Annotated in this window: 20 protein-coding genes and 1 pseudogene; 12 read left to right on the top strand and 9 right to left on the bottom strand. The window is 65.2% G+C overall.

Going from position 1 to position 20,946, the window contains the following annotated elements:
- Window positions 1-17: 17 nt before the first annotated feature.
- The gene (locus tag HBE63_RS04485) at window positions 18-734 is read left to right on the top strand and encodes a TetR/AcrR family transcriptional regulator (RefSeq protein WP_243858499.1); all 717 of its coding nucleotides are present in this window, start codon (window positions 18-20) and stop codon (window positions 732-734) included.
- On the opposite strand, the gene HBE63_RS04480 is transcribed toward HBE63_RS04485, so the two are convergent.
- Window positions 731-1,915: a cytochrome P450 gene (locus HBE63_RS04480; RefSeq protein WP_166903614.1), complete on the bottom strand. Its 1,185-nt coding sequence runs from the start codon at window positions 1,913-1,915 to the stop codon at window positions 731-733. The two genes, HBE63_RS04485 and HBE63_RS04480, sit on opposite strands and share 4 nt — an antisense overlap.
- A 170-nt stretch (window positions 1,916-2,085) precedes the next feature.
- Between HBE63_RS04480 and HBE63_RS04475 the strand changes: the two genes are divergently transcribed.
- The gene (locus HBE63_RS04475) at window positions 2,086-2,676 is read left to right on the top strand and encodes a TetR family transcriptional regulator (RefSeq protein WP_036446967.1); all 591 of its coding nucleotides are present in this window, start codon (window positions 2,086-2,088) and stop codon (window positions 2,674-2,676) included.
- 6 nt (window positions 2,677-2,682) lie between these two features.
- Here HBE63_RS04475 and HBE63_RS04470 read toward each other — a convergent pair whose 3' ends face one another.
- Window positions 2,683-3,726: a spirocyclase AveC family protein gene (locus HBE63_RS04470; protein ID WP_166903612.1), complete on the bottom strand. Its 1,044-nt coding sequence runs from the start codon at window positions 3,724-3,726 to the stop codon at window positions 2,683-2,685.
- Between the two features lie 183 nt (window positions 3,727-3,909).
- Window positions 3,910-4,080 (bottom strand): annotated as a pseudogene (locus HBE63_RS31830) (nuclear transport factor 2 family protein); the annotation flags it as partial.
- A gap of 124 nt (window positions 4,081-4,204) precedes the next feature.
- Here HBE63_RS31830 and HBE63_RS04460 point away from each other — a divergent pair.
- Window positions 4,205-5,062 carry a 3-carboxyethylcatechol 2,3-dioxygenase gene (locus tag HBE63_RS04460; RefSeq protein ID WP_166903610.1) on the top strand — a complete coding sequence of 286 codons (858 nt, stop codon included), beginning with the start codon at window positions 4,205-4,207 and terminating at the stop codon, window positions 5,060-5,062.
- On the opposite strand, the gene HBE63_RS04455 is transcribed toward HBE63_RS04460, so the two are convergent.
- Window positions 5,031-6,143, bottom strand: coding sequence for a CaiB/BaiF CoA-transferase family protein (locus HBE63_RS04455; protein ID WP_166903608.1), 1,113 nt, complete (start codon window positions 6,141-6,143; stop codon window positions 5,031-5,033). The two genes, HBE63_RS04460 and HBE63_RS04455, sit on opposite strands and share 32 nt — an antisense overlap.
- Before the next feature lie 102 nt (window positions 6,144-6,245).
- Between HBE63_RS04455 and HBE63_RS04450 the strand changes: the two genes are divergently transcribed.
- Together HBE63_RS04450 and HBE63_RS04445 are read left to right on the top strand one after the other, a co-directional pair.
- Complete coding sequence (locus HBE63_RS04450; protein WP_166909373.1) at window positions 6,246-8,420, top strand: acyl-CoA dehydrogenase; 2,175 nt, start codon at window positions 6,246-6,248, stop codon at window positions 8,418-8,420.
- On the top strand, window positions 8,417-9,625 hold the full coding sequence (locus tag HBE63_RS04445) for a CaiB/BaiF CoA-transferase family protein (protein ID WP_166903606.1): 1,209 nt from the start codon (window positions 8,417-8,419) through the stop codon (window positions 9,623-9,625). Before HBE63_RS04450 ends, HBE63_RS04445 begins: the two co-directional genes overlap by 4 nt.
- Here HBE63_RS04445 and HBE63_RS04440 read toward each other — a convergent pair.
- The 3 genes from HBE63_RS04440 to HBE63_RS04430 are packed head-to-tail and all read right to left on the bottom strand — an operon-like array spanning window position 9,594 to window position 11,860.
- Entirely contained in the window at window positions 9,594-10,934 is a 1,341-nt protein-coding gene (locus HBE63_RS04440; protein WP_166903604.1) for a TetR/AcrR family transcriptional regulator, read from the bottom strand. The two genes, HBE63_RS04445 and HBE63_RS04440, sit on opposite strands and share 32 nt — an antisense overlap.
- Window positions 10,935-10,946: 12 nt before the next feature.
- Entirely contained in the window at window positions 10,947-11,396 is a 450-nt protein-coding gene (locus HBE63_RS04435; RefSeq protein WP_243858498.1) for a MaoC/PaaZ C-terminal domain-containing protein, read from the bottom strand.
- Between the two features lie 26 nt (window positions 11,397-11,422).
- Window positions 11,423-11,860 carry a MaoC family dehydratase N-terminal domain-containing protein gene (locus HBE63_RS04430; RefSeq protein WP_208301303.1) on the bottom strand — a complete coding sequence of 146 codons (438 nt, stop codon included), beginning with the start codon at window positions 11,858-11,860 and terminating at the stop codon, window positions 11,423-11,425.
- 78 nt (window positions 11,861-11,938) lie between these two features.
- Here HBE63_RS04430 and HBE63_RS04425 point away from each other — a divergent pair, with 78 nt between their 5' ends.
- Together HBE63_RS04425 and HBE63_RS04420 are read left to right on the top strand one after the other, a co-directional pair.
- Window positions 11,939-13,387: an aldehyde dehydrogenase gene (locus HBE63_RS04425; RefSeq protein WP_166903601.1), complete on the top strand. Its 1,449-nt coding sequence runs from the start codon at window positions 11,939-11,941 to the stop codon at window positions 13,385-13,387.
- Window positions 13,388-13,406: 19 nt separating this feature from the next.
- Window positions 13,407-14,531: a Zn-dependent alcohol dehydrogenase gene (locus HBE63_RS04420; RefSeq protein ID WP_036446961.1), complete on the top strand. Its 1,125-nt coding sequence runs from the start codon at window positions 13,407-13,409 to the stop codon at window positions 14,529-14,531.
- Here HBE63_RS04420 and HBE63_RS04415 read toward each other — a convergent pair.
- On the bottom strand, window positions 14,528-15,151 hold the full coding sequence (locus tag HBE63_RS04415) for a TetR/AcrR family transcriptional regulator (RefSeq protein ID WP_166903599.1): 624 nt from the start codon (window positions 15,149-15,151) through the stop codon (window positions 14,528-14,530). The genes HBE63_RS04420 and HBE63_RS04415 overlap by 4 nt on opposite strands.
- A gap of 171 nt (window positions 15,152-15,322) precedes the next feature.
- On the opposite strand from HBE63_RS04415, the gene HBE63_RS04410 reads away from it, so the two are divergent.
- From HBE63_RS04410 to HBE63_RS04400, 3 genes are all read left to right on the top strand, one after another.
- Window positions 15,323-16,519: a cytochrome P450 gene (locus HBE63_RS04410; protein ID WP_243858497.1), complete on the top strand. Its 1,197-nt coding sequence runs from the start codon at window positions 15,323-15,325 to the stop codon at window positions 16,517-16,519.
- Window positions 16,519-16,713 carry a ferredoxin gene (locus HBE63_RS04405; RefSeq protein WP_166903597.1) on the top strand — a complete coding sequence of 65 codons (195 nt, stop codon included), beginning with the start codon at window positions 16,519-16,521 and terminating at the stop codon, window positions 16,711-16,713. The genes HBE63_RS04410 and HBE63_RS04405 overlap by 1 nt, the downstream gene beginning before the upstream one ends.
- A 75-nt stretch (window positions 16,714-16,788) precedes the next feature.
- The gene (locus HBE63_RS04400) at window positions 16,789-17,622 is read left to right on the top strand and encodes a mycofactocin-coupled SDR family oxidoreductase (RefSeq protein ID WP_166903595.1); all 834 of its coding nucleotides are present in this window, start codon (window positions 16,789-16,791) and stop codon (window positions 17,620-17,622) included.
- Between the two features lie 13 nt (window positions 17,623-17,635).
- Here the strand turns inward: HBE63_RS04400 and HBE63_RS04395 are convergent, their stop codons facing one another.
- A complete protein-coding gene (locus HBE63_RS04395; protein WP_166903593.1) occupies window positions 17,636-18,730 on the bottom strand; it encodes a Gfo/Idh/MocA family protein in 1,095 nt (364 codons plus the stop codon).
- A 139-nt stretch (window positions 18,731-18,869) separates the two neighbouring features.
- On the opposite strand from HBE63_RS04395, the gene HBE63_RS04390 reads away from it, so the two are divergent.
- Both HBE63_RS04390 and HBE63_RS04385 read left to right on the top strand, forming a co-directional pair.
- Window positions 18,870-20,144 carry a cytochrome P450 gene (locus tag HBE63_RS04390; RefSeq protein WP_208301302.1) on the top strand — a complete coding sequence of 425 codons (1,275 nt, stop codon included), beginning with the start codon at window positions 18,870-18,872 and terminating at the stop codon, window positions 20,142-20,144.
- Window positions 20,141-20,944, top strand: coding sequence for an enoyl-CoA hydratase/isomerase family protein (locus HBE63_RS04385; protein ID WP_036446955.1), 804 nt, complete (start codon window positions 20,141-20,143; stop codon window positions 20,942-20,944). The genes HBE63_RS04390 and HBE63_RS04385 overlap by 4 nt, the downstream gene beginning before the upstream one ends.
- The last annotated feature ends 2 nt before the right edge of the window (window positions 20,945-20,946 follow it).

Below are 20,946 nucleotides of genomic sequence, written 5' to 3'. Positions count from 1 at the left end.
ACCATAAGGTGGTGGGCGTGGCCGACCGTACAGAGGTGCAGCCAACGCGGCGGCGGAGCCGCCGCGGCCAGGGCGACCAACTGCGCGACGAGGTGCTCGCCGCGGTCAACCGGTTGCTCGATGACTGGGGCAGCGACGAGAAACTCACCATGCGAGCCGTCGCCGCAGAAGTCGGTGTCACACCGGCGAGCATCTACTTACACTTCGCCGACAAGACCGAACTCGTGTGGGCAGCCCTGACCGACAAGTATCGGCAACTCTCCGATCAGATGGGTGCCGCGGACGCCGCGGCTCCCCCGGAACAGCCGCGCGAGCGACTCCGCGCGCAGGTGCATGCCTACTGCCGCTTCGCGATGGACAACCCCGGGCATTACCGCCTCATGTACGAAATCCGTCAACCCGCCGTCGAACATGACCGGATGGGGTTGCACCCCGCACGACAGGTCTCCGCCAGATTGCGCCGGGCCCTGGCGGCCTGCGCCGACGCAGGTTACCCGTTGTCACTGCCGCTCTACCAGGCGACGCATACCCTCTGGACGGGCTTACACGGCCTGGTTTCCGTGCAGCACAGCCTGGCCATCGACGGCTCCCCCGATCAACTCGCCGGCATGGCCGACGGTCTCGTCGACATCGTGGTCAGTGTGCAGATCCGCCAAGGACCGGCTTACCCGCCGGAGACCGACGTCGACCGTTACATCGCTGCGACGGTCATCGAGATCGGTGACGAGTCCTAGCCAAGATATGCGGGCGTGATGTTCAGCGGCACCGATTGCAATCCCATTGTCCCTGTGGGCCAAGTCATTTGCGGATCCTTGCCATCGGCCAGCGTGTATTCGGGTACCCGATTGTGCCATTCCTCGAGGATGAGTCGGAGTTCCAGACGGGCGAGGTGTGAACCCAGACACCGATGCGGCCCACGACCGAATGCGAAGTGCACCACCTTGTCGTCGAGGTGGACCTCGTCAGCATCCTCGTAGCGGCTCGGATCGCGGTCGGCACTTCCGTAACTGAGCATCACGGTGGTGTCCTTCGGCACGGTCCTTCCGGCGATCTCGACCGCTTCGGTAGTGACCCGCGGCGCGAACGGGACGGGCCCGTCGACGCGCAGGATGTCCTCGATGAAGGCGGGAATCAGCGAGAAATCGGCGCTGATCCTTCGGCGTAGGTCGGCATCACCGGCCAGCTTGGCCAACGAGAATCCCACCGCCGAGGTGACTGTGTCGAGACCCGCCAACACGAACATGAAGCACAGCCCGAGGATTTCGTTGTCCGACATGCCTCCTTCGGTGTCCCGCATCAGTTGGCTGAGCATGTCGCTGCCGGTGGTGTCGCCGCGCCGCTCGGCGATGTGATCGGTCAGATAGGCGAACAGCTCCATCGCGTGGGCCAGCACCTCGGGAGTCGCTTCGGCGCTGCTCGGATCGGTGAACTGCAGAATCGAGTCTTTCCACCGCACCAACCGGTCGCGGTCCGCCATGGGCAATCCGAACAGCGTCAGAAACACCTGGGAGGGAAACGGTGTGGCGAGGTCGGGAACAACGTCGCATTCTCCCGCTGCCACGATCGCATCGATCAACTCGCCGGCCTGGCGGCGTAGTTCTGCCTCACGCTCGGCCATCTTCTTCGGGCTGAAGAAGGGATCCAGCATGCGGCGGAACCGGGTGTGGTCCGGCGGATCGATCGCGATCGGAATCAGCGGTACAGGGCTGCCCAGTCGATCGAAGGCCCGGGCCGAGGAGAAGATGTCGGGGCGTTTTGCGGCGAACTCCACTGCCGCGGCGCTGGTCAGGACGATCTCCTCACCCGACTTGACCGCTTCCCCGGCCTCTCGCAGCTCCCGCCAAGCACGCGACCTGTCCTGGGCGAATGGCAGATCGTTGATGTTGGCGGTTCCAGTCACGCCGAGCTCAGTCATCGGGGCGGGAATCCTCTCTTCGTACGCCGACCGGCGTCTCGGATAGAGTATGACAGTAGACTGTCATACTTGAGGTAAGTATCGTCAGCACGACGGTGGGTGTCAACGATGTAGCTAATGCTGCTGTCGTTGTAATCTCAGGAACCTGAGATGGCCGAGGAGGTTGGCGGATGGCACGGGGCGACCGTTCACCGCGAGTCGAGCATGCCGACCGCGTGCGCAATGCCCTGTTGGAAGCCGCGCTGGACCTGTTCAGCGCCAATGGTTACGACGAGACGACCACCGATCAGATCGCCGAGAGCGCAGGTGTTTCCCCGCGAACCTTCTTCCGGTACTTCCCGACCAAGGAGTCGGTGTTGTTCTTCGGTGAGTACGACTTCATCGATGCGGTGAGCGGCGTCTACCTCGCCCAGCCCGAAGAGGTATCCGATTTCGAGGCGATGGCCAACTCGTTCGCGTTGCTTGCACCCAGTCTCAAGCGTATTCGCAAGCGTATTGCGCAGTACCACGAAGCCGTCGCGTCCTCGCTGGTGTTGTTAGGCCGCGAGCGCAGGAACCACGAAGCCAATGCCGAGACCGTGGCCAAGGTGATCGCTGACCGCCGCCGCCTACCCTCGCCGGACAGCGAATGCCACCTTCTGGCATCGATCGGAATGCTGCTCGTCGAGCGGGCCCTCAATCAATGGTTGGCTGCGCCGGGACGCGCCCTCGATGACCTGGTACGCCAGGAGTTCGCCGCACTGCCCGCCGTGCTGAAATAGCGAGGTTTAGGGATCTTCGAAGCGCGTGCCGTCGGGGCAGGCCCGTGGAGTGTCCGGGCCGCAGTACTGTGTGCGCAGATAGCTCGGGTAGGTGTCGGTCGGTCCGGCGTAGAGGCCGGCGAGGTTGACCGGCAGGTCGTACGCGCCGATCGCGACCACATGCAGGAAGCCGGTGACCGCCAAAACCCGTAACAGCGCCTTGACCGATGGCCCGGCCCAGCGCAGCGTCTCGATGCCCGCCTCCACCCGGATCTGACCTTTGCGGTTGCGGAAGAACATCAACGCGCCGCTCGAGCTGAGCACCAGTGACCACAGGATGGGACCGTAGAGCGGAATCTGCACCGTCTGCCCGGCCCACAGCGTGGCGCCGGGTATCGAGGCCGGGTACGCGACCAAGCCGTGGTGCACCGCGAAGATCTCCAGCGGGAACTCGATTACGTATACCGCGAGCCATCCGCAACAGAACGTACGGACGGGTCCCAAAGTCGGCCAGGACTGTCGCGCCCGGCCCATGGCCCACCGAGCGAGCGATCCCATGGTCAACGGCATCCAGATGTAGATCATCCCGATCATCAAAACCGGCTCGGCCATCAACCGGCTTCCCGGGCTGAGCGAGCCGGGGACGTTCTCCATCCAGTTGCCGAAATTGACCAGACCCGCGTTGTAGAAGAGCACGGGCTGGAACCAGTTGATCAGCGGGTCATGCCACCAGGCGATGGCCGACCCGATCACGACAGCGGCCTCGACGCACAGCTGCCGTTCCCGCAGACTTTTGCGGACGACGTAGACGATCGCGGCGAAAGCCAGTATGGGGCAGGCAATTTGGAATACTGCGATCGCCAGCCGGGTACCGCCGGGGATCGCATCGGGACCCGGATCGACTGGCGCCGCATTGCCCGAGACGATCCACGACAGATAGACGTACGCGGCGACCGCTACACAGACGGCGCCCACACTCGACCAGAACAGCACGGGTCGCAGTGTCTTGATTTGAACAGGAGCCGGTGCGGCCGTCTCATCGAACGTCCCGCGGCTGGCAATATCGGTCACTGAACGCCTCCTTTGGCGATGACCTACCAAAGATGACAGTTCACTGTCAAAGTGTCAACGCCTCATGGAATGTTCGACGAGCCGGCGCATTACACCAGACCGGCTTAGTTGTTGCCGGCCTTCAGAACGTCGGGGAGAGCGGCGTCCATATCGCCAACGAGCTCAAAGAACGTGCGCGTCAGCCTCCAGCGGCGGTGTCGTGCGTGGATCAGCTCCGCCCGTGGACACGGCCAGGTCCACCGCTCCGACGACATCATCGGCGAACAACGCCCTCCACGCGACGACATCTTTCGCATCAAGGAACCGGCAGTAGCGCGCTTTCAGTTGTTTGATCGCCTCCAGCTCGCCGACAATATCTGCAGTAGCCACTTTCGCGCCTCCCAAGACCAGGTTGTTCGTCTCACCGATTCAGCCGCCGATGCCCACTGGGCGCGGCCACTCATCTAACATTAGTGTCACTTCTATGGAGGTGGTGGGTATGACGTCCGATCGACTCGTTGTGTGTGCAAGCCACAGCCCGGGCAAAGAACGCGATGTCGAGCAGTTGCAAGGCCGACTGTTCCGCTCGGCGCTCGACGCCGCCGCCAAAAAGGTACGGGAGTTCGACCCAGATGTGGTGGTGTTGTTCGGCGGCGATCACCGGCGCGCGTTCCGGCACGTGGTACCCGCCTTCGGTGTTGCAATGTCCGCGTCGATCCTGGCCGAGGGGGGTCATCCGGCTGGTGATCTCGACGTGCCGTCCGCGCTCGCCCGACGCCTGTGTGAGCATCTCCTGACCAGCGGCTTCGACATTGCCGTGTGCCGCGATATCGGGCTGGATCATGCATTCGCCCAACCGGTTCGAGACCTGCTCGGCGAACTGACGGCCAAGCCAGTCATTCCGGTGGCGGTGAACTGCGCCACCGCTCCGCTGCCCACTGCCCGCCGCGTCGCCGACTTCGCAGCCGAGGTCGGCCGGTTCCTCGACGGCCTCGACCAACGCGTCCTGCTGATCGGCACCGGCGGGTTATCGCATTCTCCGCCGAGCCTGGAGGTCGACACCTACGACCTCAGCGATGAGGACCGGGCGCGCATCATCGCCGAGGGTATGGCGGACGCGCGCAACAAGATTCGCCCAGACTGGGACTCTGAGGTACTCGATGCGATGGCGGCCTGGGATCTGGAGTCCCTGATCCAGCTCGTCGACGCCGCCCACGACCGTGCCGGCGCCGGTGCCAACGAAGTGCGCACCTGGCTGGCTGCCGGCGCCGCCGGCGGTGGCCGGCCGGTAACCCCGCTGGTCTACGAGCCGGTGCCGGAGTGGATTACCGGGATGGCGGTCGCGACGTCGGCGTGAGCGCCCCAGCCCGGGCAGGCACCGGCTGCGGCGCCGGTGTCCGGGAGAACAGCGGTGCGGGCGCCGGCTGGCGAACGCCGTCCACTTCGACAAACACGTTGCGAGCCAGCAGCTGGGCATCGTCTGCCGCCTCGGCCACCGTCAGAACCGGCGTGACGCAGGCGTCGCTGTCTGCGAACACCCGAGACCACTCGTCGCGCGAGCGCTGCCGGAACGTATCCGCCAACACCCGCCGCATCTGGGGCCAACCCGTCTGGTCCCGTTGCGGACCAAGGGTTTCCGGGTCGATCTCCAACAGCCGCAGCATTTCGGTGAAGAACTCCGGCTCCAAAGCGCCCACCGCGACGTAGCCGCCGTCGGCGCACTCATAGGTGCGGTAAAACGGCGCTGATCCGTCGAAAATGTTGGTACCTCGCTGATCCGACCAGCGGCCGTCGCTGCGCATCGCCCACATCACATGCCCTAGCAGCGCAGCGCCATTGACGATCGCGACATCGACGACCTGACCACGCCCGGATACCTGCCGCTCGACCAGGGCCGCGAGCACACCCACGACCGCGGACATCGAGCCACCACCGTAGTCGCCGACCAGGTTCAGCGGCGGGGCGGGAGGCCTGTCCGGAGCGCCCATGGCGTGCAGCAACCCGGTCAGGCCCACGTAGTTGATGTCGTGGCCGGCCTGTTGGGCGCGCGGTCCGGTCTGCCCCCAGCCCGTCACTCGGGTGTAGATAAGACCCGGATTGCGGTGAATGCATTCGTCGGGTCCAAGACCGAGCCGCTCCGTAACTCCGGGCCGGAATCCTTCGATGAGGACGTCGGCGCGGTCGATCAGTTCACGCACTTGCTCGAGGTCGTCGGTGTTCTTCAGATCGGCAGCGACCAGCCGGCGACCGCGCAGCCCAGCGCCGCCACCCGCGTGCCCACGCCGATGCACCCGCAGGACCTCTGCGCCGAGGTCAGCAAGCAGCATCGCTGCGTGCGGGCCGGGCCCCATACCGGCCAACTCGACGACCGTGATACCGGCCAGCGGGCCGCCACGGGCAGGTCGGGAACCGACTTCCGCCTCACCACTGCCACTCATTTCTGACGCTCCGTTCATATGATTGAGCCGGTCTTTTGGGTCATTTGTAGGCCATGTTAGATTGCATCTGACACATTCGTCACTATGCCGGGAGTATTCATCGTGAGCATCTCCGCGCTGGCCATCGTCGAGGAACACCATGAGCTCGCCGATTCCGCAGCAGGCCAGCTGTCCAGGCACAACAGTCGCTCTGCCGCCCGCTCCACCCTCGACGGCGGTTCGCCACAGCCAGCCGACCTGTGGGACGCCTGCGCCACGCTCGGCTGGCATGGGCTGGCCATCGGCGAGGAGTACGGGGGTTCGGGCTACGGCATCGCCGAGCTGTCCATCGTGCTGGAAGCCATGGGTCACGAACTGTGCCCCGGACCGTTCCTACCCACTGCGACCGCCGCTCTGGTGATCGACCGCTGCGGCACCGATGTATTGCGCAGGGCCCTTCTCCCCCCGTTGGCCGACGGGAAACTCGTTGGTGCTGTGGGCCTCTCGTCAGATATCGCGCTCAGTCGCGACTCGGTGGCCAACGGTACCGCTCGAGCCGTCGCCGGAGCACCCGACGCCGGTGTGCTTGTCCTGGCCGCCGGCGCAGACCTGATCGTGGTGGACGCGGAAGCCGACGGCGTGACCGTCACCGCCCTCACCGGTCTGGACACCACCCGCAGCATCGGCGATGTCACCCTGCGCGATGTCGAGCTACCCGCCGAAAGAATCCTCCCCGGCGCGAGCACCAAGGCACGCACCGCGTTTCGCATCCTCGCTGCCGCCGAAGCGGTCGGTGTCGGCTGGGCGGCGCTCCGGATGGCCACCGACTACGTCAAGGTTCGCGAGCAGTTCGGCCGCCCCATCGGCACCTTCCAGGCGGTCAAGCACCACCTCGCCAACATGCTCATCAGCGCCCAGCAGAGCACTGCAGCGGTGTGGGACGCGGCACGCTCCAATGATCTCGATGATGCGTCCTTCGCCGCCGCGGTAGCCGCGGCCCATGCGACGCGCATGCAGACCTTCATCGCGCAGAAGAACATTCAGCTGCATGGCGGTATCGGCTACACCTGGGAGCACGACGCGCACCTGTACCTGCGGCGGGCCCGCAGCCTGGCCGCGCTGATCAGTGACACCGGCGACGCTCTGGCCGATATCGCCGAGGCGCAACGCACCGGAGTCGCACACGGCGCATCGTTCGCCCTGCCCGCCGAGGCCGACCGGTTCCGGCGTGAGGCGGCCGATGCGGTCGGGCGGCTGCGTGGGCTACCTTCCGGCGAGCAGCGCGATTACCTGGTCGATTCTGGTTATCTGGTGCCGCACTGGCCCAAACCGTGGGGACGCCATGCCGGTGTGGTCGAGCAACTCGTCATCGAGGAGGAGTTCGCCGCCGACAGCGGTATCGAGCTTCCCGACCTGGGTATCACCGGCTGGGTGATGCTGACCATCGCGCAGGCTGGCACCGATGACCAGCGGTCCCGCTGGGTCGATCCTGTGCTGCGCGGTCAGACCAACTGGTGCCAACTGTTTTCCGAACCCGGCGCGGGCTCTGACGCCGCCGCGGTACGCACCACAGCCACCCGGGTCGACGGCGGCTGGCGGGTCACCGGGCAGAAGGTGTGGACCAGCTTGGCCCACGAATGCCAGTGGGGCCTGGCGACTGTGCGCACCGATCCCGAGGCTCCCAAGCACGCGGGTGTCACGATGATGGCGATCGACATGTCCGCTCCTGGGATCCGAGTGCTGCCGCTGCGTGAGCTCACCGGTGAGGCCTTGTTCAACGAGGTGTTCTTCGACGATGTGTTCGTCCCCGACAGCGATGTCGTCGGCGACGTCAACCGCGGCTGGCTGGTGGCACGCGCGACGCTCGGCAATGAGCGGGTCTCGATCGGCGGTGGCTCCGGCGCCATCGGCGTGGGCGCCGATGACCTGATCAAACTGCTCGACAACGCTTCTCCCGCAATATCGGCGCGCTGGGAGCACCGGGTCGGCGAGGTGATCGCCGAGCTGCATGCCCTGCGCCTGCTGAATCTGCGCAATGCCAGCCGTGCCATCGCCGGCGGCGACACCGCGGCCGAGGCCAACGTCAGCAAGCTGCTGCAGGCCGAATCCTCGCAACACGTCAGCGAACTCGCGATCGAGCTGGCCGGCACCTCCGCGGTCGCCGGCAGAACGCCCGAGTTGACCCGCGCCTACCTGTACGCCAGGTGCTTGACCATCGCCGGCGGGACATCGGAGATCATCCGCAACACGATCGCCGAGCGCCTGCTGGGGCTGCCGCGGGATCCGCTGGCGAAATGACAGACGCACCGCTGGCGGGGATCACCGTCGTAAGCCTGGAACAGGCCGTCGCGGCACCGTACGCGACCCGTCAGCTCGCCGACCTCGGCGCCAGGGTGGTGAAAATCGAACGCCCCCAGGGCGGTGACTTCGCCCGCGGCTACGACCGCTCGGTGCACGGCGAGTCGAGTTACTTCGTCTGGCTCAACCGCGGCAAAGAGTCCTTGACTCTGGACCTCAAAGCTCCCGAAGGCCTGCGGATCGTGCACCGGCTACTCGAGGACGCCGATGTGCTGGTGCAGAACCTCGGACCGGGAGCATCGGCCCGGATGGGGTTGGATGCCGATGCGGTGGCCCGCAAGTATCCGCAGATCGTCACCGCCACCATCAGCGGCTATGGCCAGGACGGCCCGTGGAAGGACCGCAAGGCCTATGACCTGCTGGTGCAGGCCGAGGCCGGGCTGCTGTCGGTGACCGGTTCACCCACGGAGGTGGCACGCACCGGGGTGTCCATCGCCGATATCGCGGCCGGAATGTTCACCTTCTCCGGAATTCTCACCGCGCTGTACACCCGCGCCACCACCGGTGTGGCGCGGCCAGTTTCGGTGTCATTGTTCGATGCGCTGGTCGAATGGATGTCCCAACCGCTCTACTACGGCCGTTACGGCGGAAAAGCTCCCGCCCGCACGGGCGCACGGCACCCGACCATCGCCCCGTACGGCCCGTTCACCGCCGCCGACGGCGGCACGGTCCTACTTGCGGTGCAGAATCCGCCGGAATGGCATTCGCTCTGCGAAATCGTCTTGAACAGACCCGATCTCGTTGCGGATCCACGGTTCGCCACCAATCCGGACCGTGTCGCGCACCGCGACGAGTTGGAGGCCATCATCGGCGAAACGGCGGCCGGGCTGAGCACCGAGGAACTCGAAGCACGTCTTGACGAAGCGGTGGTGGCGCATGCCCGTATGAACGAAGTCGAGCACCTGTCGGACCATCCCGTGCTCACCGGCCGAGACCGGTGGCGCGGAATTCAGACTCCTGGTGGGCCCGCGCAGGCGCTGCCGCCGCCGGCGGGTCTGGCGGGTATCGAGCCGATACTCGGTGACGTGCCGGCTCTGGGCGCACACAGCCGAAAGATCCTGGGTGAGTTGGGATACCCGTCCGCTGAGATCGACGAATTGATCTCGGCAGGCGTCACTTCGACTGAGCGAAGAAACCCCGCTTGATGCAGGTCATCAGCAATTCGATGACGTCGTCCTGGCTCAGCGGCTCAGGAAGGTCGAGGGCGGCTTCGGGCACCCGGGTAACCAGTGCACGCAGGATCAGTGCCGAGATCACCGGGTCGTACGGGTACGCACCGGACCGGCGGGTCAACATCCTGGCCGCGCCGATGTCCATCAGCACCTGGCCGTTCTCGCCGATCCCGACGATCGTGGGGTCGTCGGTGGTGCCTTCGGCCCAGGCGTCGATGCAGCCGGAGTACCGGTCGTAGAACTCCACGTAAGTGGACAACCAGTGTCGAAGTGTCGATTCGTCCGCCACCGGATCCACGTGTCCGATCCGTTCCGCGAATACCGTTGCGGCACCGTAGACCTCGGCGCCCACCGCGCCGAGCAGATCCTGCTTGTCGCTGAAGTACTTGTAGAAGGTCCCACGGGCGACCTCAGCGGCGGCGACGATGTCGTCGACACTGGTACTGCGATATCCCCTGGCCCGGAACTGCGCGGCGCCGGCGTCGGCCAGCGTCGTCACGGTGGCGACGGCGCGCTTACTCAGGTTCGCGGTGCGCTCGGTGATGGACAGCCCCGTGAGATCGGGAGCGTCGGGCACCTGCACGGCGTCCACATCGGCGGCCGGATCCGCACTGGCGTGCAGTCGTAGCGACTTCAGCACGGCCGGTGGCGTATCGGGGAACAGCACCAACTGCAGGAATACCGACAGGGTATCGATGGCGTCCTTGGCGCTGCGACCGTAGGCGCGGTCGGTGTGCACGAACAGGTTGATGCGGTGCACCAGCGCGGTCATCATCATGGCCGCGACCTCGGGGTCCAGACCTTGCAGACCTGACGCGGCGAGTCGCGCCGCAAGCCGATGGTTGTAGCTGCGCACGAAGCCCGTGATCGCGGGACGTACCTTTGTGTCCGACGAGGCGATCGCCGTCCATTGCACGAACATCGTGGAGTACTTCTCGAAGACCCAACTCCACTCGCCGAGCCACCAGTTGAGATTGTCGAAGCCGGTTTCGTCCGGCCCCATGGGACCGATGCGGCGTGCGACACGGAACAGTGCGCTGCCGCATTCGTTCAGCAGCTCCAGGAAGATCTCGTCCTTGCCCTGGAAGTACTGATACAGCGCGGCCCGCGATATCCCTGCGGCCTTGGCGATCGCGTCGACCGAGGTGTCGAAGTAGCCGAGCCGACCGAACAGTTCCAGCGAGACCTCGGTGATCCGGCTGCGAGTGCTGGCCCCCCGTGCCCCCACAGCGGGGCTGGACGGGCCGTAACTGGCGCGGCGGACTATCGAGGCTTCGGACATCGTGTCACCAGCCTATTGCTGATCCGCAGGGCCCGCGGCACCGCGTGCCGCGTTTCGCGGTCCGCTTCGGGGTACCGCGAATTCCGCGGTGCTGGTGATCGCCACTCCGCCGGTCTGCCTGGTGGCGGTCAATTCGACACTGACACGGTCGACTTCGTCCTCTTCGGACACCGCGACCACCGTTCCCGCGCAGGTCAGGACGTCACCCGGCCAGACCTGTTCGCGGAAGCGGACACCGAAGCGACGCACGGCGGGGGCACCCAGCCAGTCGGTGGCGAACCCGGCCAACAGCGCCGCGGAGAACATGCCCTGGGCGAACACCGAGGGGTAGCCGGCGGACCGCGCCAGTTCATCGTCGTAGTGCATGGGGTTGAGGTCACCGGAGGCGCCGGAGTAGCGGACGAACATCTGCCGGGTGAGCGGACCGAACTCCCGGGGTGACGCCTGATCGCCAGGCTTCATCCGGGTTCGATGCTCTTCGCCGGGGCTCATCGGGAGCCCGCCGTCTCGATGAAGGTGGCCTTTGCCTCGGCCACCAAAGTCCCTGCAGTGTCGTGGTATTCGGTCACCACGGTCGCGAAGCGCATGGTGCCGCCACGTTTGCCCGGCTTGGAGAACCGCTCGACGATCCGCTCCTGCGCGGTCAGGACATCACCGGCGGCAGGCAGCTCGCCGTGGAAGGTGTACTCCTGCTCGCCGTGCAGAAGGCGCTTGCGGTCGAAACCCACGTTGACCCGGACGCCCGGTGGCGCCCAGCGGGCGGCGCTGGTCAGGAAGGTCGGCGGAACGATCGCGTCCGGACCGCGGTAGGCGGGATCCTCGCTGAGCATGGCTTCGGCGAACTCGGCGATCTTGCCGCGCTCCACGACCACCTCCCAGGGTTGTCCCACGCCGAGGTCGGCGTCGCTGTCAGGCGCTACAGTCATAGTGACCAATAGTGTCAGAAAAACTCCGGCTGGGGAACCCAAACAACAATTAATCCCCCATGACCAGCTTGTCTAAAGATGACATCAATGCCAGAATTGGCGTCCATGATCGAGTTAGCGGCGAGCTGTGTCGCAGGCAAATGGGTGACGAGCACGGCCGCCACCACAGTGGAGGTGGCCTCGCCGACCACCGGTGAGGTGCTGGGCACCGTGGGCATTGCGGGCGACGACGAGGTCTCTGCCGCCGTCGCGGCGGCCCGCGACGCGCTGCCGGCCTGGGCGCAGACTTCCCCCGCCGAGCGCGGCGCCGCGCTGGGAAGGCTCGCCGACGTCCTGACCGCCCGCAAGGGCGAGCTGGCCGACCTGGCCACCGCCGAGATCGGCTCGCCGCGCTCGTGGAGCACCTTCGGCCAGGTCATCACCGCGACCGGGGTGTTACGTGCCTACGCCGCCATCACCCCCGACCATCCGTTCACCGCCAGCCGTCCCTCGATGACCGGTGGCGTCGTCGACGTACGGCAGGTGCCGGTGGGGGTGGTCGGTGCGATCGTGCCGTGGAACACCCCCTTGTTCATCGCCGCACTGAAGCTCGGTCCCGCACTGGCCGCGGGCTGCACGGTGGTGCTCAAGCCCGCACCCGACGCACCACTGAGCTTCGGTGTGCTCATGGAGGCGATCGAGGAGGCCGGCATCCCCGACGGCGTGGTCAACGTCGTCAACGGTGGAGCCGCCACCGGCGAACTGCTCACCGAGCATCCCGGGGTAGACAAGATCAGCTTCACCGGATCCACCGCCGTTGGCGCGCGCATCGCCTCGTCGTGCGGATCCCGGATCCGCCGCTGCAGCACCGAACTGGGCGGCAAGTCCGCGGCCATCGTGCTGCCCGACGCGCCACTCGAGAAGACGGTCGCCGGACTCGTCGGCGGAGCGATGGGAAACAACGGCCAGCTGTGCGCCGCCTTGACCCGAATCCTGCTGCCGCGCAGTCGGTACGACGAGTACATCACCGCCCTGACCACCGCGATCTCCGCACTGACGGTCGGAGATCCGGCCGAGCGGTCCACTGATATCGGTCCACTGATCAACGAAGCGGCGCGCGCCAAGCTCGAAGGTCTGTTGCGTCGGGCGCGCGACGAGGGCGCCACCGTGCTCACCGGTGGGGAGCGTCCAGACCTGCCGGGATGGTTCGTCACGCCCGCCCTGGTCGAGGCCACCAACGATATGGAGATCGCCCGTGAGGAGGTCTTCGGTCCCGTCGTTGTGGTGATCGCCTACGACGACGTCCCCGAGGCGATCACCATCGCCAACGACTCGCACTACGGCCTGGTGGGTGCAGTGTGGTCAGCCGATGCCGACCGTGCAGCCGCGGTGGCCGCCCAACTGGAAGTCGGGTCGGTGGCCGTCAACTCCACCGCCGTGCTCGACTTCGGCAGCCCGTTCGGCGGCTTCAAACAGTCCGGCATCGGCCGTGAAGGCGGCCCCGAAGGCATCACCGGCTTCACTGAGTACCAGGCCATCATCCGTTGATCCGAAAGGGATTTCATCAATGCTGACGCAAGCGGCGGTGCTGTTCGAACGCAACACACCGTGGTCGATCGAGACGATCGACCTGGACCCACCGAAGGCGACCGAGGTGCTCGTCGAGTTACACGCCTCGGGGATGTGCCACTCCGATGACCACCTCGTCACCGGCGATATGCCGATCGCGTTGCCCTGCATCGGCGGGCACGAGGGCGCCGGCGTAGTGAAGGCAGTTGGCGACCACGTGTCGTGGTTGGCACCGGGCGACCACGTCGTGTTCAGCTTCATCCCATCGTGCGGCCGCTGCCCGTCGTGCTCGACCGGTCATCAGAGCCTGTGCGATCTCGGCGCGAAAATTTACTCCGGCATGCAGATTCACGACGGCACCGCTCGCCACCACTTCGGTGACCAGGACCTCGCGCTGGCCTGTGGCGTCGGATCGTTCGCCCACCACACGGTGGTGCACGAGGCGAGCTGCGTGAAGATCCCGGAGCACTACAAGTTGGAGACGGCCTGTCTGCTGGGCTGTGGCTTCATCACCGGGTGGGGGTCGTCTGTGTACGCCGCCGAGGTACGACCGGGCGACACCGTGGCTGTCGCGGGCGTCGGCGGCATCGGTGCGGCTGCGGTGCAAGGTGCCCGTCTTGCCGGTGCGCGCACCATCACCGTCATCGACCCGTCGGAATACAAGCGGGCCGAAGCGATGAAGATGGGTGCCACCCACACCGCAGCAAGCTGGGATGAGGCCAAAGGTGTTATTGCCGAGGCGACCTGGGACCGCGGTGTCGACAAGTTCATCTGCGCGATGGGTGTCGGCGACGGTCAGCTCGTCGGCCAGGCCCTGGCCATGACGGCCAAGCGCGGCAAGCTCGTCGTCACCAACATCCACCCCATGCTGGAGCGTGAGATCCGGGCCAACCTGATGGACCTCACGCTGACCGAGAAGCAGATCATCGGAACGCTGTACGGATCGGGCAACCCGAGGGCCGATATCCCGAAGATCCTCGAGCTGAGCAGCGCCGGACAGGTGGACCTCGAGGCCATGATCACCCGGACCTACCCGCTGGAGAAGGTCAACGACGGCTACGCCGACATGCACGCGGGCGCCAATATCCGTGGCGTGCTGATCTATCCGCCCGCCGAGGGCTAGGAGCGAGCGGCCAAGGCACCAGGCAGGAATGCGCACAAAAGAGCTTCGTCCCCGCCGTCCTCGGCGCTGCACGGCTCCTGCACGAGGCTGAATGCCAGCCGGGTCACCCAGCGGGCCATCGTTTCGACCGCCACGTCGTCGCGCACCTCGCCGGTGGTCACAGCGGCCGCGATGCGGTCGCCGAGAAACTCCATCAAATTCCCGCGCCAGGCCTCTGACGCCTCGGCAGCACGATAAGTGCGCCCGACCTGGTCGTCGCCCAAGAGCAGCATCACCGCCGAAGACTCACGCGCAGTGGCCAATCCGACGACGGTCGCCCGAATCAGCTGTTCCAGAAACGGCTCACCCGTGTGGAAGCAGGACTCCGCTGCGTCCAGCACCGATCTCGTCGCCTGGACGAAGCACGCGGCCAGGACCTCATCCTTGTTCTGGAAGTAGGCGTACACCGTCGACCGGTGCACCCCCGCCTCGCGGGCAATATCCACGATGGTGGTGCGAGCAACTCCGCGCTTGGTGTAACACGTCTCAGCGGCCGCCAGTAGCCGAGCGCGCGCCTGACCCTCGTCTTGAGGCATGTCGGTGCCCCACGGGCCCACTCCCTTGACCGCGCCCTCTGTCATGTTTCGAAGCCTAACTGGATCCTTGACGCACCCGACACTAGCGGCATAATGTGTCGATCACCCGACAATAGTTATATAAATGTCGGATTCTGTGACGGATCGATGTCATCGCGCCGGAAGCGCGCGCAGTGCATTCGGTCTGTCGGGTTCTTTCGAAGATGGAGGTAGGTCGTGGCGAACCCGGTGTTACCCAAGATCGCAACCGATGAGCTGCCGATGCCAGAAGCACGTGACGACGCGTGGCGACAGTTGGATGAGCATCGACTCGTGGAGGTGGAGGATGGTTATGCCGTCACCAATCGCGCACTGGTGGAAACTGTTCTGAAGAATCCGGCGCTCTTCTCCTCCAAGAAGGCGTTCGATGTATTGGGCAGCCCGGTGCCACTGGTTCCGGTCGCTTTCGACCCGCCCGAGCACGCCCGGTACCGCCGGATCCTGCAGCCGTTCTTCAGTCCACGGGTCATCAAGCCGCTGGAAGACGACCTCCGAGCGCAGGTGATCGACCTCATCGATCCGATCGCCGCGCGCGGCGAGTGCGATTTTATCGCCGAGGTCGCCGGGGTCTTCCCTGTCCAGGTGTTCCTGACGTTGTTCGGTCTGCCACTGGACATGCGGGATCAGTTCGTGGTTTGGAAGAACGCGGTGCTGAATCTGAGCGCCGCCAGCGGGCAGACCTCCGTCGACGATGCCGCCCAGGAGGGGCTGCAGCAGGCGGCAGAATTATTCATGTACCTTTCCGAACTCATCCAGAAGCGTCGCGGTACACCGGGCACCGATGTGCTCAGCCAGCTGCTCAACCTCGATGAGGCCGACACACTGACAGACGAAGAAGCCATCGGGCTGTGTTTCCTGTTCGTCCTCGCCGGCCTCGACACCGTCATGGATGCACTGGGATTCGGCATGCAGCGACTGGCCAATGACCCGCAACGACGCGCAGAGCTGTCCAACGATCTCAGCCTGGTGCCTTCGGTCACTGAGGAGCTACTCCGTCTTGATCCGCCCGCGCCTTTCCTGCCCCGCGTGACCACGGAGGAGACGACGCTGGGCGGTCACGTGCTCGCCGCGGGAAGTCGAGTGACCAGCTACCTCGCAGTGGCCAACCGCGACGAGAACCAGTTCCGCGACCCGTACGGGATCGACTTTCAGCGACCAGACAACCGGCACTTGAGCTTCGGCCTCGGCGTGCACCGCTGCCTCGGCTCGCATCTGGCCCGCCTCGAGATGCACCTGGTCTACGAGGAGTGGCACCGCCGAATTCCCGAGTACCAGATCACCCCTGGGTGCACTCCGCGGGTGCACTGGCCCAGGGGAACCGTCGGCCTTGACTCATTGCCGCTGATGGTTGCCCGGCGGGGCGGGCTCGGCTGATGAAGCTGTCTCTCAACGAAGCGGTATGCACAGGGCATGGCCTGTGCTACGCCTACGCACCAGACCTGTTCGTCGACGATGACCAGGGGTACGGGCATGTCATCGACGGCGGCACCGTGCCCGACGGTAACGAGCAGCAGGCCCACGAAGCGCTGCGAATCTGCCCCGAAGGGGCCATTTCCGCCGCAGACTAGGCGCTCACTTCCATTGGGTGACAATACCGTTCGCTTCCCTCCCCTACTGATATCCCTCGAATAGGAGAAATACCAATGGCCGGTCGTTTAGAAGGCAAGGTCGCCTTCATCACAGGTGCAGCACGCGGCCAGGGCCGCTCGCACGCGGTACGCATGGCCGACGAGGGCGCCGATATCATCGCGGTCGACCTGTGCGACCAGATCAATTCTGTCGCATACCCCATGGCGACTCCGGAAGACCTGGACGAGACGGTCAATCTGGTGGAGAAGACCGGCCGCCGCATCGTTGCCGAACAAGCCGACGTCCGCGATCTGGAGCGGCTCTCAGCAATTGTGGCTGATGGCGTGGCGCAATTGGGCCGCTTGGACTTCGTGCTCGCCAATGCAGGCATCATGCCGATAATCGGAGATAAAGCCGACCAGGTCACGGCCTATCTCGATGCAATCAACGTCATGCTCAACGGTGTCTACTTCACCATCGAGGCGGCCCTACCTGCACTGCTCGCCCACGACGGCGGGGGCGCCATCGTCATCACGAGTTCCTCTGCGGGATTACGCGCGGGCGGTGCCCGGATGAGCACCAAGAACCACGGCATCGCGGGCTACGCCGCGGCCAAGCACGGCGTCGTGGGCCTGATGCGCTTCTATGCGAACACCCTGGCAGAGCGAAACATTCGGGTGAACTCGATCCACCCGACCGGTGTCGCAAGCCCGATGGTGATCAACGAACAGTTCATGCAGTTCGCCATGGAGCACCCGGAATTCGGCGAGACGATGCAAAACCTGCTCGACGTCCCGGTCGTCGACGTCAGCGATATCAGCGAAGCCGTGCTCTACCTGTGCGGAGAGTCGGGCCGGTACGTCACCGGTGTCACGCTACCCGTCGACGCCGGCCTGACAGTCAAGTAACCGGCCAGGCCGTTCAGGTCCGGACGGGCTCCCAGCCCCCGCCTTCGGCGGAGCGGTGCGCAGCGTCGATCACCGCGAGCGAGAGCAGCCCGTCCTCGAAGGTCGCCGCCGAACTGGGCGCACCGTCGAAGGCAGGCAGCCAGTCCTCAAGCATCAGTGCCATCGCCCGGCTCGCATGTCCGGCCAGACCAGTTGGTAGCTTCTCGGGATGCGCCGGTTCGCGGTCGTCCACCGTCAGCGAGCTCAGTCCGTCCTCGGCGGCCAAGCCTGCCGAGTACGCGGCGGAGCGAAGGTCGCCGTCGCCGATGATGGTGCCGCCAGAGCCGAACAACTCCAGCCGGTAATGATCGGCGTGGGCACCCATAACTGAAACGCTCAGTACCGCAGTCACCCCGGATTCCATCCGCATCAACAGTGCCGCGGTGTCATCGGCGGTGATGTTCAGCGTCGTGCCATCGGGGCGTTCCCGCACCGGATCGCTCGTACGTACCTCGGCGCACACCGACACCGGCTTGCCCAGTACGCTGCAGAGGAAATCCAGGTCGTGAACCAGCATCCCGGCCAGATATCCGCCACCCTGGCCCCGGTCGTACATCCAATCGGCCTGCAACGGGTGGCTTGGGTGCCAGTACGACGCGCTGCGGCTGACTCGCGCCAGATACTGCGTGCCCAGAAAACCCGATCGCACCTGGTCGGCGACGGCCAACCAGTCCGGATTCCACCGGTTCTCAAAACAGCAGGCGGTGGGCAGGTTTGACTCGGCGGCGGCTTGCACCATCTCGCGCGCTGCATCGAGGTCACCGGCAAGCGGCTTCTCACATAGCACAGGCTTGCCCGCCGCCAAGGCGGCCAGCGTCATATCACGATGCAGGACAGTGGGCGTCGCGACCGAGATGACATCGAGGTCGTCGCGAGTCACGAACGACTGCCAATCGGTGGAGGTCTCCTCGATCCCCAGCTTGGCGGCCACGCGTTCCAGTCGGTCAGGCGTGCGTGCACAGAGTGCGACCGGCTCAAAGCCCTTCGCCGCCCGGAAGCCGGGTACCTGCACATGCGCACCCCAACCGACCCCGATGATGCCAACCCGCTTCGGCGTCTGGTCCGCCATAGTTCTCCTTACCTCGTCCAATATGGACACGCATGTTAGATCACTTGACTTATCAACACGCAGATATTCGGCACAACGGGCCAGATACACATGCACCCCAGCATTGCTAAAAAGTGACACTAGTGCCAGAATTCGTGTTGTGAGTCCGATCGACATCGATGAACAGCAGTTCGCCCCGCTGATCGACCTGCAGTGGTGGCAGGAGCGTCCGGCCGACCGCAGCGAGCTCTACCGGCAGCTGCGAGATGTCGGCCGCCCGGTGTTCGTCCGGACCAGTCGGCCCGAGTCCCCGCGGGTGCGCGGATTCTGGGCCGTCGGCTCGCACCGCGACGTCGCTCAGATCAGCCGGCGGCCGGAAGACTTCTGCTCGGGGCAGGGCACCCAGATTTTCGACCAGACGGCCGAGATGCGTGAATACCGCGGGTCCATCATCGACATGGACGACCCCGAGCACATGCGTCTCCGCAAGATCGTCTCCCGTGGATTCACCCCGCGCATCCTCTCCGAAATGCGTGCCCTCGTGCAGGAGACAACTGTCGAGATCCTCGAGGAGATGCCGCGCTCTGGTGAGTGCGACTTCGTCTCCTCCTTCGCCACGCTGCTGCCGCTGCGCATCATCGACAACATGCTGGGCGTGCCGCGCGAGCACGAGCAGTTCATCCTGCACGCCACCAATGTGGTGCTCGGTGCCTCCGATCCCGAATACGTACCGGACCAGAGCATCACGGGCATCGAGACAGCCGTAACGGAAACCAGCGAGCACCTGATCGATTTGCTGAAAAGTATTGCAGAGGACCGCATCGCAAGCCCCCGCAACGACGTCATCAGCAAGCTGGTCACCTCCGGCGAGGAAAATCTGACTCCCCAGGAACTGGCCAAGTTCTTCATCCTGCTCATCGGCGCTGGTAACGAGACCACCCGCAACGCTCTCACGCATGGCTTGCTGATCCTCAGCGCGCATCCGGAACAGCGGGATCGGCTGCTGGCGGACTACGACGATCTGGCCTCACCCGCGATCGAGGAGATCCTGCGATATGCCAGTCCGGTGATCCACATGCGCCGCACCGTCACCCGCGAGGGCGTAACGCTGACCAACGCCGATGGACACGTCACTCATACCTTTAGCGCCGGTGACAAGGTTGTCCTCTGGTATCCCGCCGCCAACCGCGACCCAGACGTGTTCGCTGAGCCGGAGCTCTTCGACATCACCCGAAAGCCGAACAACCACATCGCCTTTGGGGGACCCGGGCCGCACTTCTGCTTGGGCGCGCATCTGGCGCGGCTCGAGCTCAACGTCGCATTCAAAATGCTCTACGACCGTTATCCTGACATCACCTCGGTCGGCGAGCCCGTCATGCTGAGGTCGAACTTCGTCAACGGCATCAAACACCTCAAGGCGACATACACCCCATGAACACCCCACCTTCAGTGCTGTCCGACACCACCGATGGCGTCCTGACCATCACCCTCAATCGTCCAGAATCGGCCAACGCGGTGCGCCCCGATGACCGCGATACCTTGATCGCGTTGCTGACTGCTGCGGATGCCGACGACAAGGTGCGCGTGGTCGTTCTGCGCGCCAATGGCAAACACTTCTGCGCCGGTGCCGATGTCGGCTCACTCGCCGACCGCCGCGCCACGGTGGAGAAGCGGGTCATGGACCCGATGCGGCGCATCATGAACGGCGCCCAGAAGCTGGTGGCCAGCGTGTTGGACTGCAACAAACCGGTGATCGCCGCGGTGCAGGGCGCGGCTACCGGTGTCGGAGCGCACCTGGTGTATGCCTCCGATCTGGTCATTGCCACCGAAACTGCCTACTTTGCCGAATCTTTCGCCAAACGTGGATTGGTGGTCGACGGCGGCGGCTGTTACCTGCTGCCGCGACGGATCGGCATGCAGAAGGCCAAGGAGTTGGCGTTCTTCGGTGAGAAGCTCACCGCTACCGAGGCTTTTGGCCTCGGCCTGGTGAACCGGGTGGTTTCGGCCGATGCGCTCGATGCCACGGTTGCCGATTTCGCCGGCCGGCTGGCCACCGCGCCCACTACGGCGATCGCGTTCACTAAACGGCTGCTCAACGACTCCCTCGACACCGACCGCGCCGGAGCCTTCGTCGCCGAGGCGATGGCGCAGGAAATTCAGTCGTATTCGCACGACTCCAAGGAGGGCGTGCAGGCATTCGTCGAGAAGCGTCCGACCGAATTCACCGGGTGGTGACC

The organism is Mycobacterium sp. DL440 (assembly GCF_011745145.1).
Taxonomy (GTDB): domain Bacteria; phylum Actinomycetota; class Actinomycetes; order Mycobacteriales; family Mycobacteriaceae; genus Mycobacterium.
The sequence above is the reverse complement of the archived record's forward strand: the minus strand, read 5'-3'. Positions and strand labels throughout refer to the sequence as shown.

Coding starts and splice junctions, on each gene's coding strand:
- HBE63_RS04480 (WP_166903614.1), bottom strand. CDS start 1,915: ATGACTGAGCTCGGCGTGACTGGAACCGCCAACATCAACGATCTGCCA.
- HBE63_RS04475 (WP_036446967.1), top strand. CDS start 2,086: ATGGCACGGGGCGACCGTTCACCGCGAGTCGAGCATGCCGACCGCGTG.
- HBE63_RS04460 (WP_166903610.1), top strand. CDS start 4,205: ATGACGTCCGATCGACTCGTTGTGTGTGCAAGCCACAGCCCGGGCAAA.
- HBE63_RS04455 (WP_166903608.1), bottom strand. CDS start 6,143: ATGAGTGGCAGTGGTGAGGCGGAAGTCGGTTCCCGACCTGCCCGTGGC.
- HBE63_RS04445 (WP_166903606.1), top strand. CDS start 8,417: ATGACAGACGCACCGCTGGCGGGGATCACCGTCGTAAGCCTGGAACAG.
- HBE63_RS04440 (WP_166903604.1), bottom strand. CDS start 10,934: ATGTCCGAAGCCTCGATAGTCCGCCGCGCCAGTTACGGCCCGTCCAGC.
- HBE63_RS04435 (WP_243858498.1), bottom strand. CDS start 11,396: ATGAAGCCTGGCGATCAGGCGTCACCCCGGGAGTTCGGTCCGCTCACC.
- HBE63_RS04430 (WP_208301303.1), bottom strand. CDS start 11,860: ATGACTGTAGCGCCTGACAGCGACGCCGACCTCGGCGTGGGACAACCC.
- HBE63_RS04425 (WP_166903601.1), top strand. CDS start 11,939: ATGACATCAATGCCAGAATTGGCGTCCATGATCGAGTTAGCGGCGAGC.
- HBE63_RS04420 (WP_036446961.1), top strand. CDS start 13,407: ATGCTGACGCAAGCGGCGGTGCTGTTCGAACGCAACACACCGTGGTCG.
- HBE63_RS04415 (WP_166903599.1), bottom strand. CDS start 15,151: ATGACAGAGGGCGCGGTCAAGGGAGTGGGCCCGTGGGGCACCGACATG.
- HBE63_RS04405 (WP_166903597.1), top strand. CDS start 16,519: ATGAAGCTGTCTCTCAACGAAGCGGTATGCACAGGGCATGGCCTGTGC.
- HBE63_RS04400 (WP_166903595.1), top strand. CDS start 16,789: ATGGCCGGTCGTTTAGAAGGCAAGGTCGCCTTCATCACAGGTGCAGCA.
- HBE63_RS04395 (WP_166903593.1), bottom strand. CDS start 18,730: ATGGCGGACCAGACGCCGAAGCGGGTTGGCATCATCGGGGTCGGTTGG.
- HBE63_RS04385 (WP_036446955.1), top strand. CDS start 20,141: ATGAACACCCCACCTTCAGTGCTGTCCGACACCACCGATGGCGTCCTG.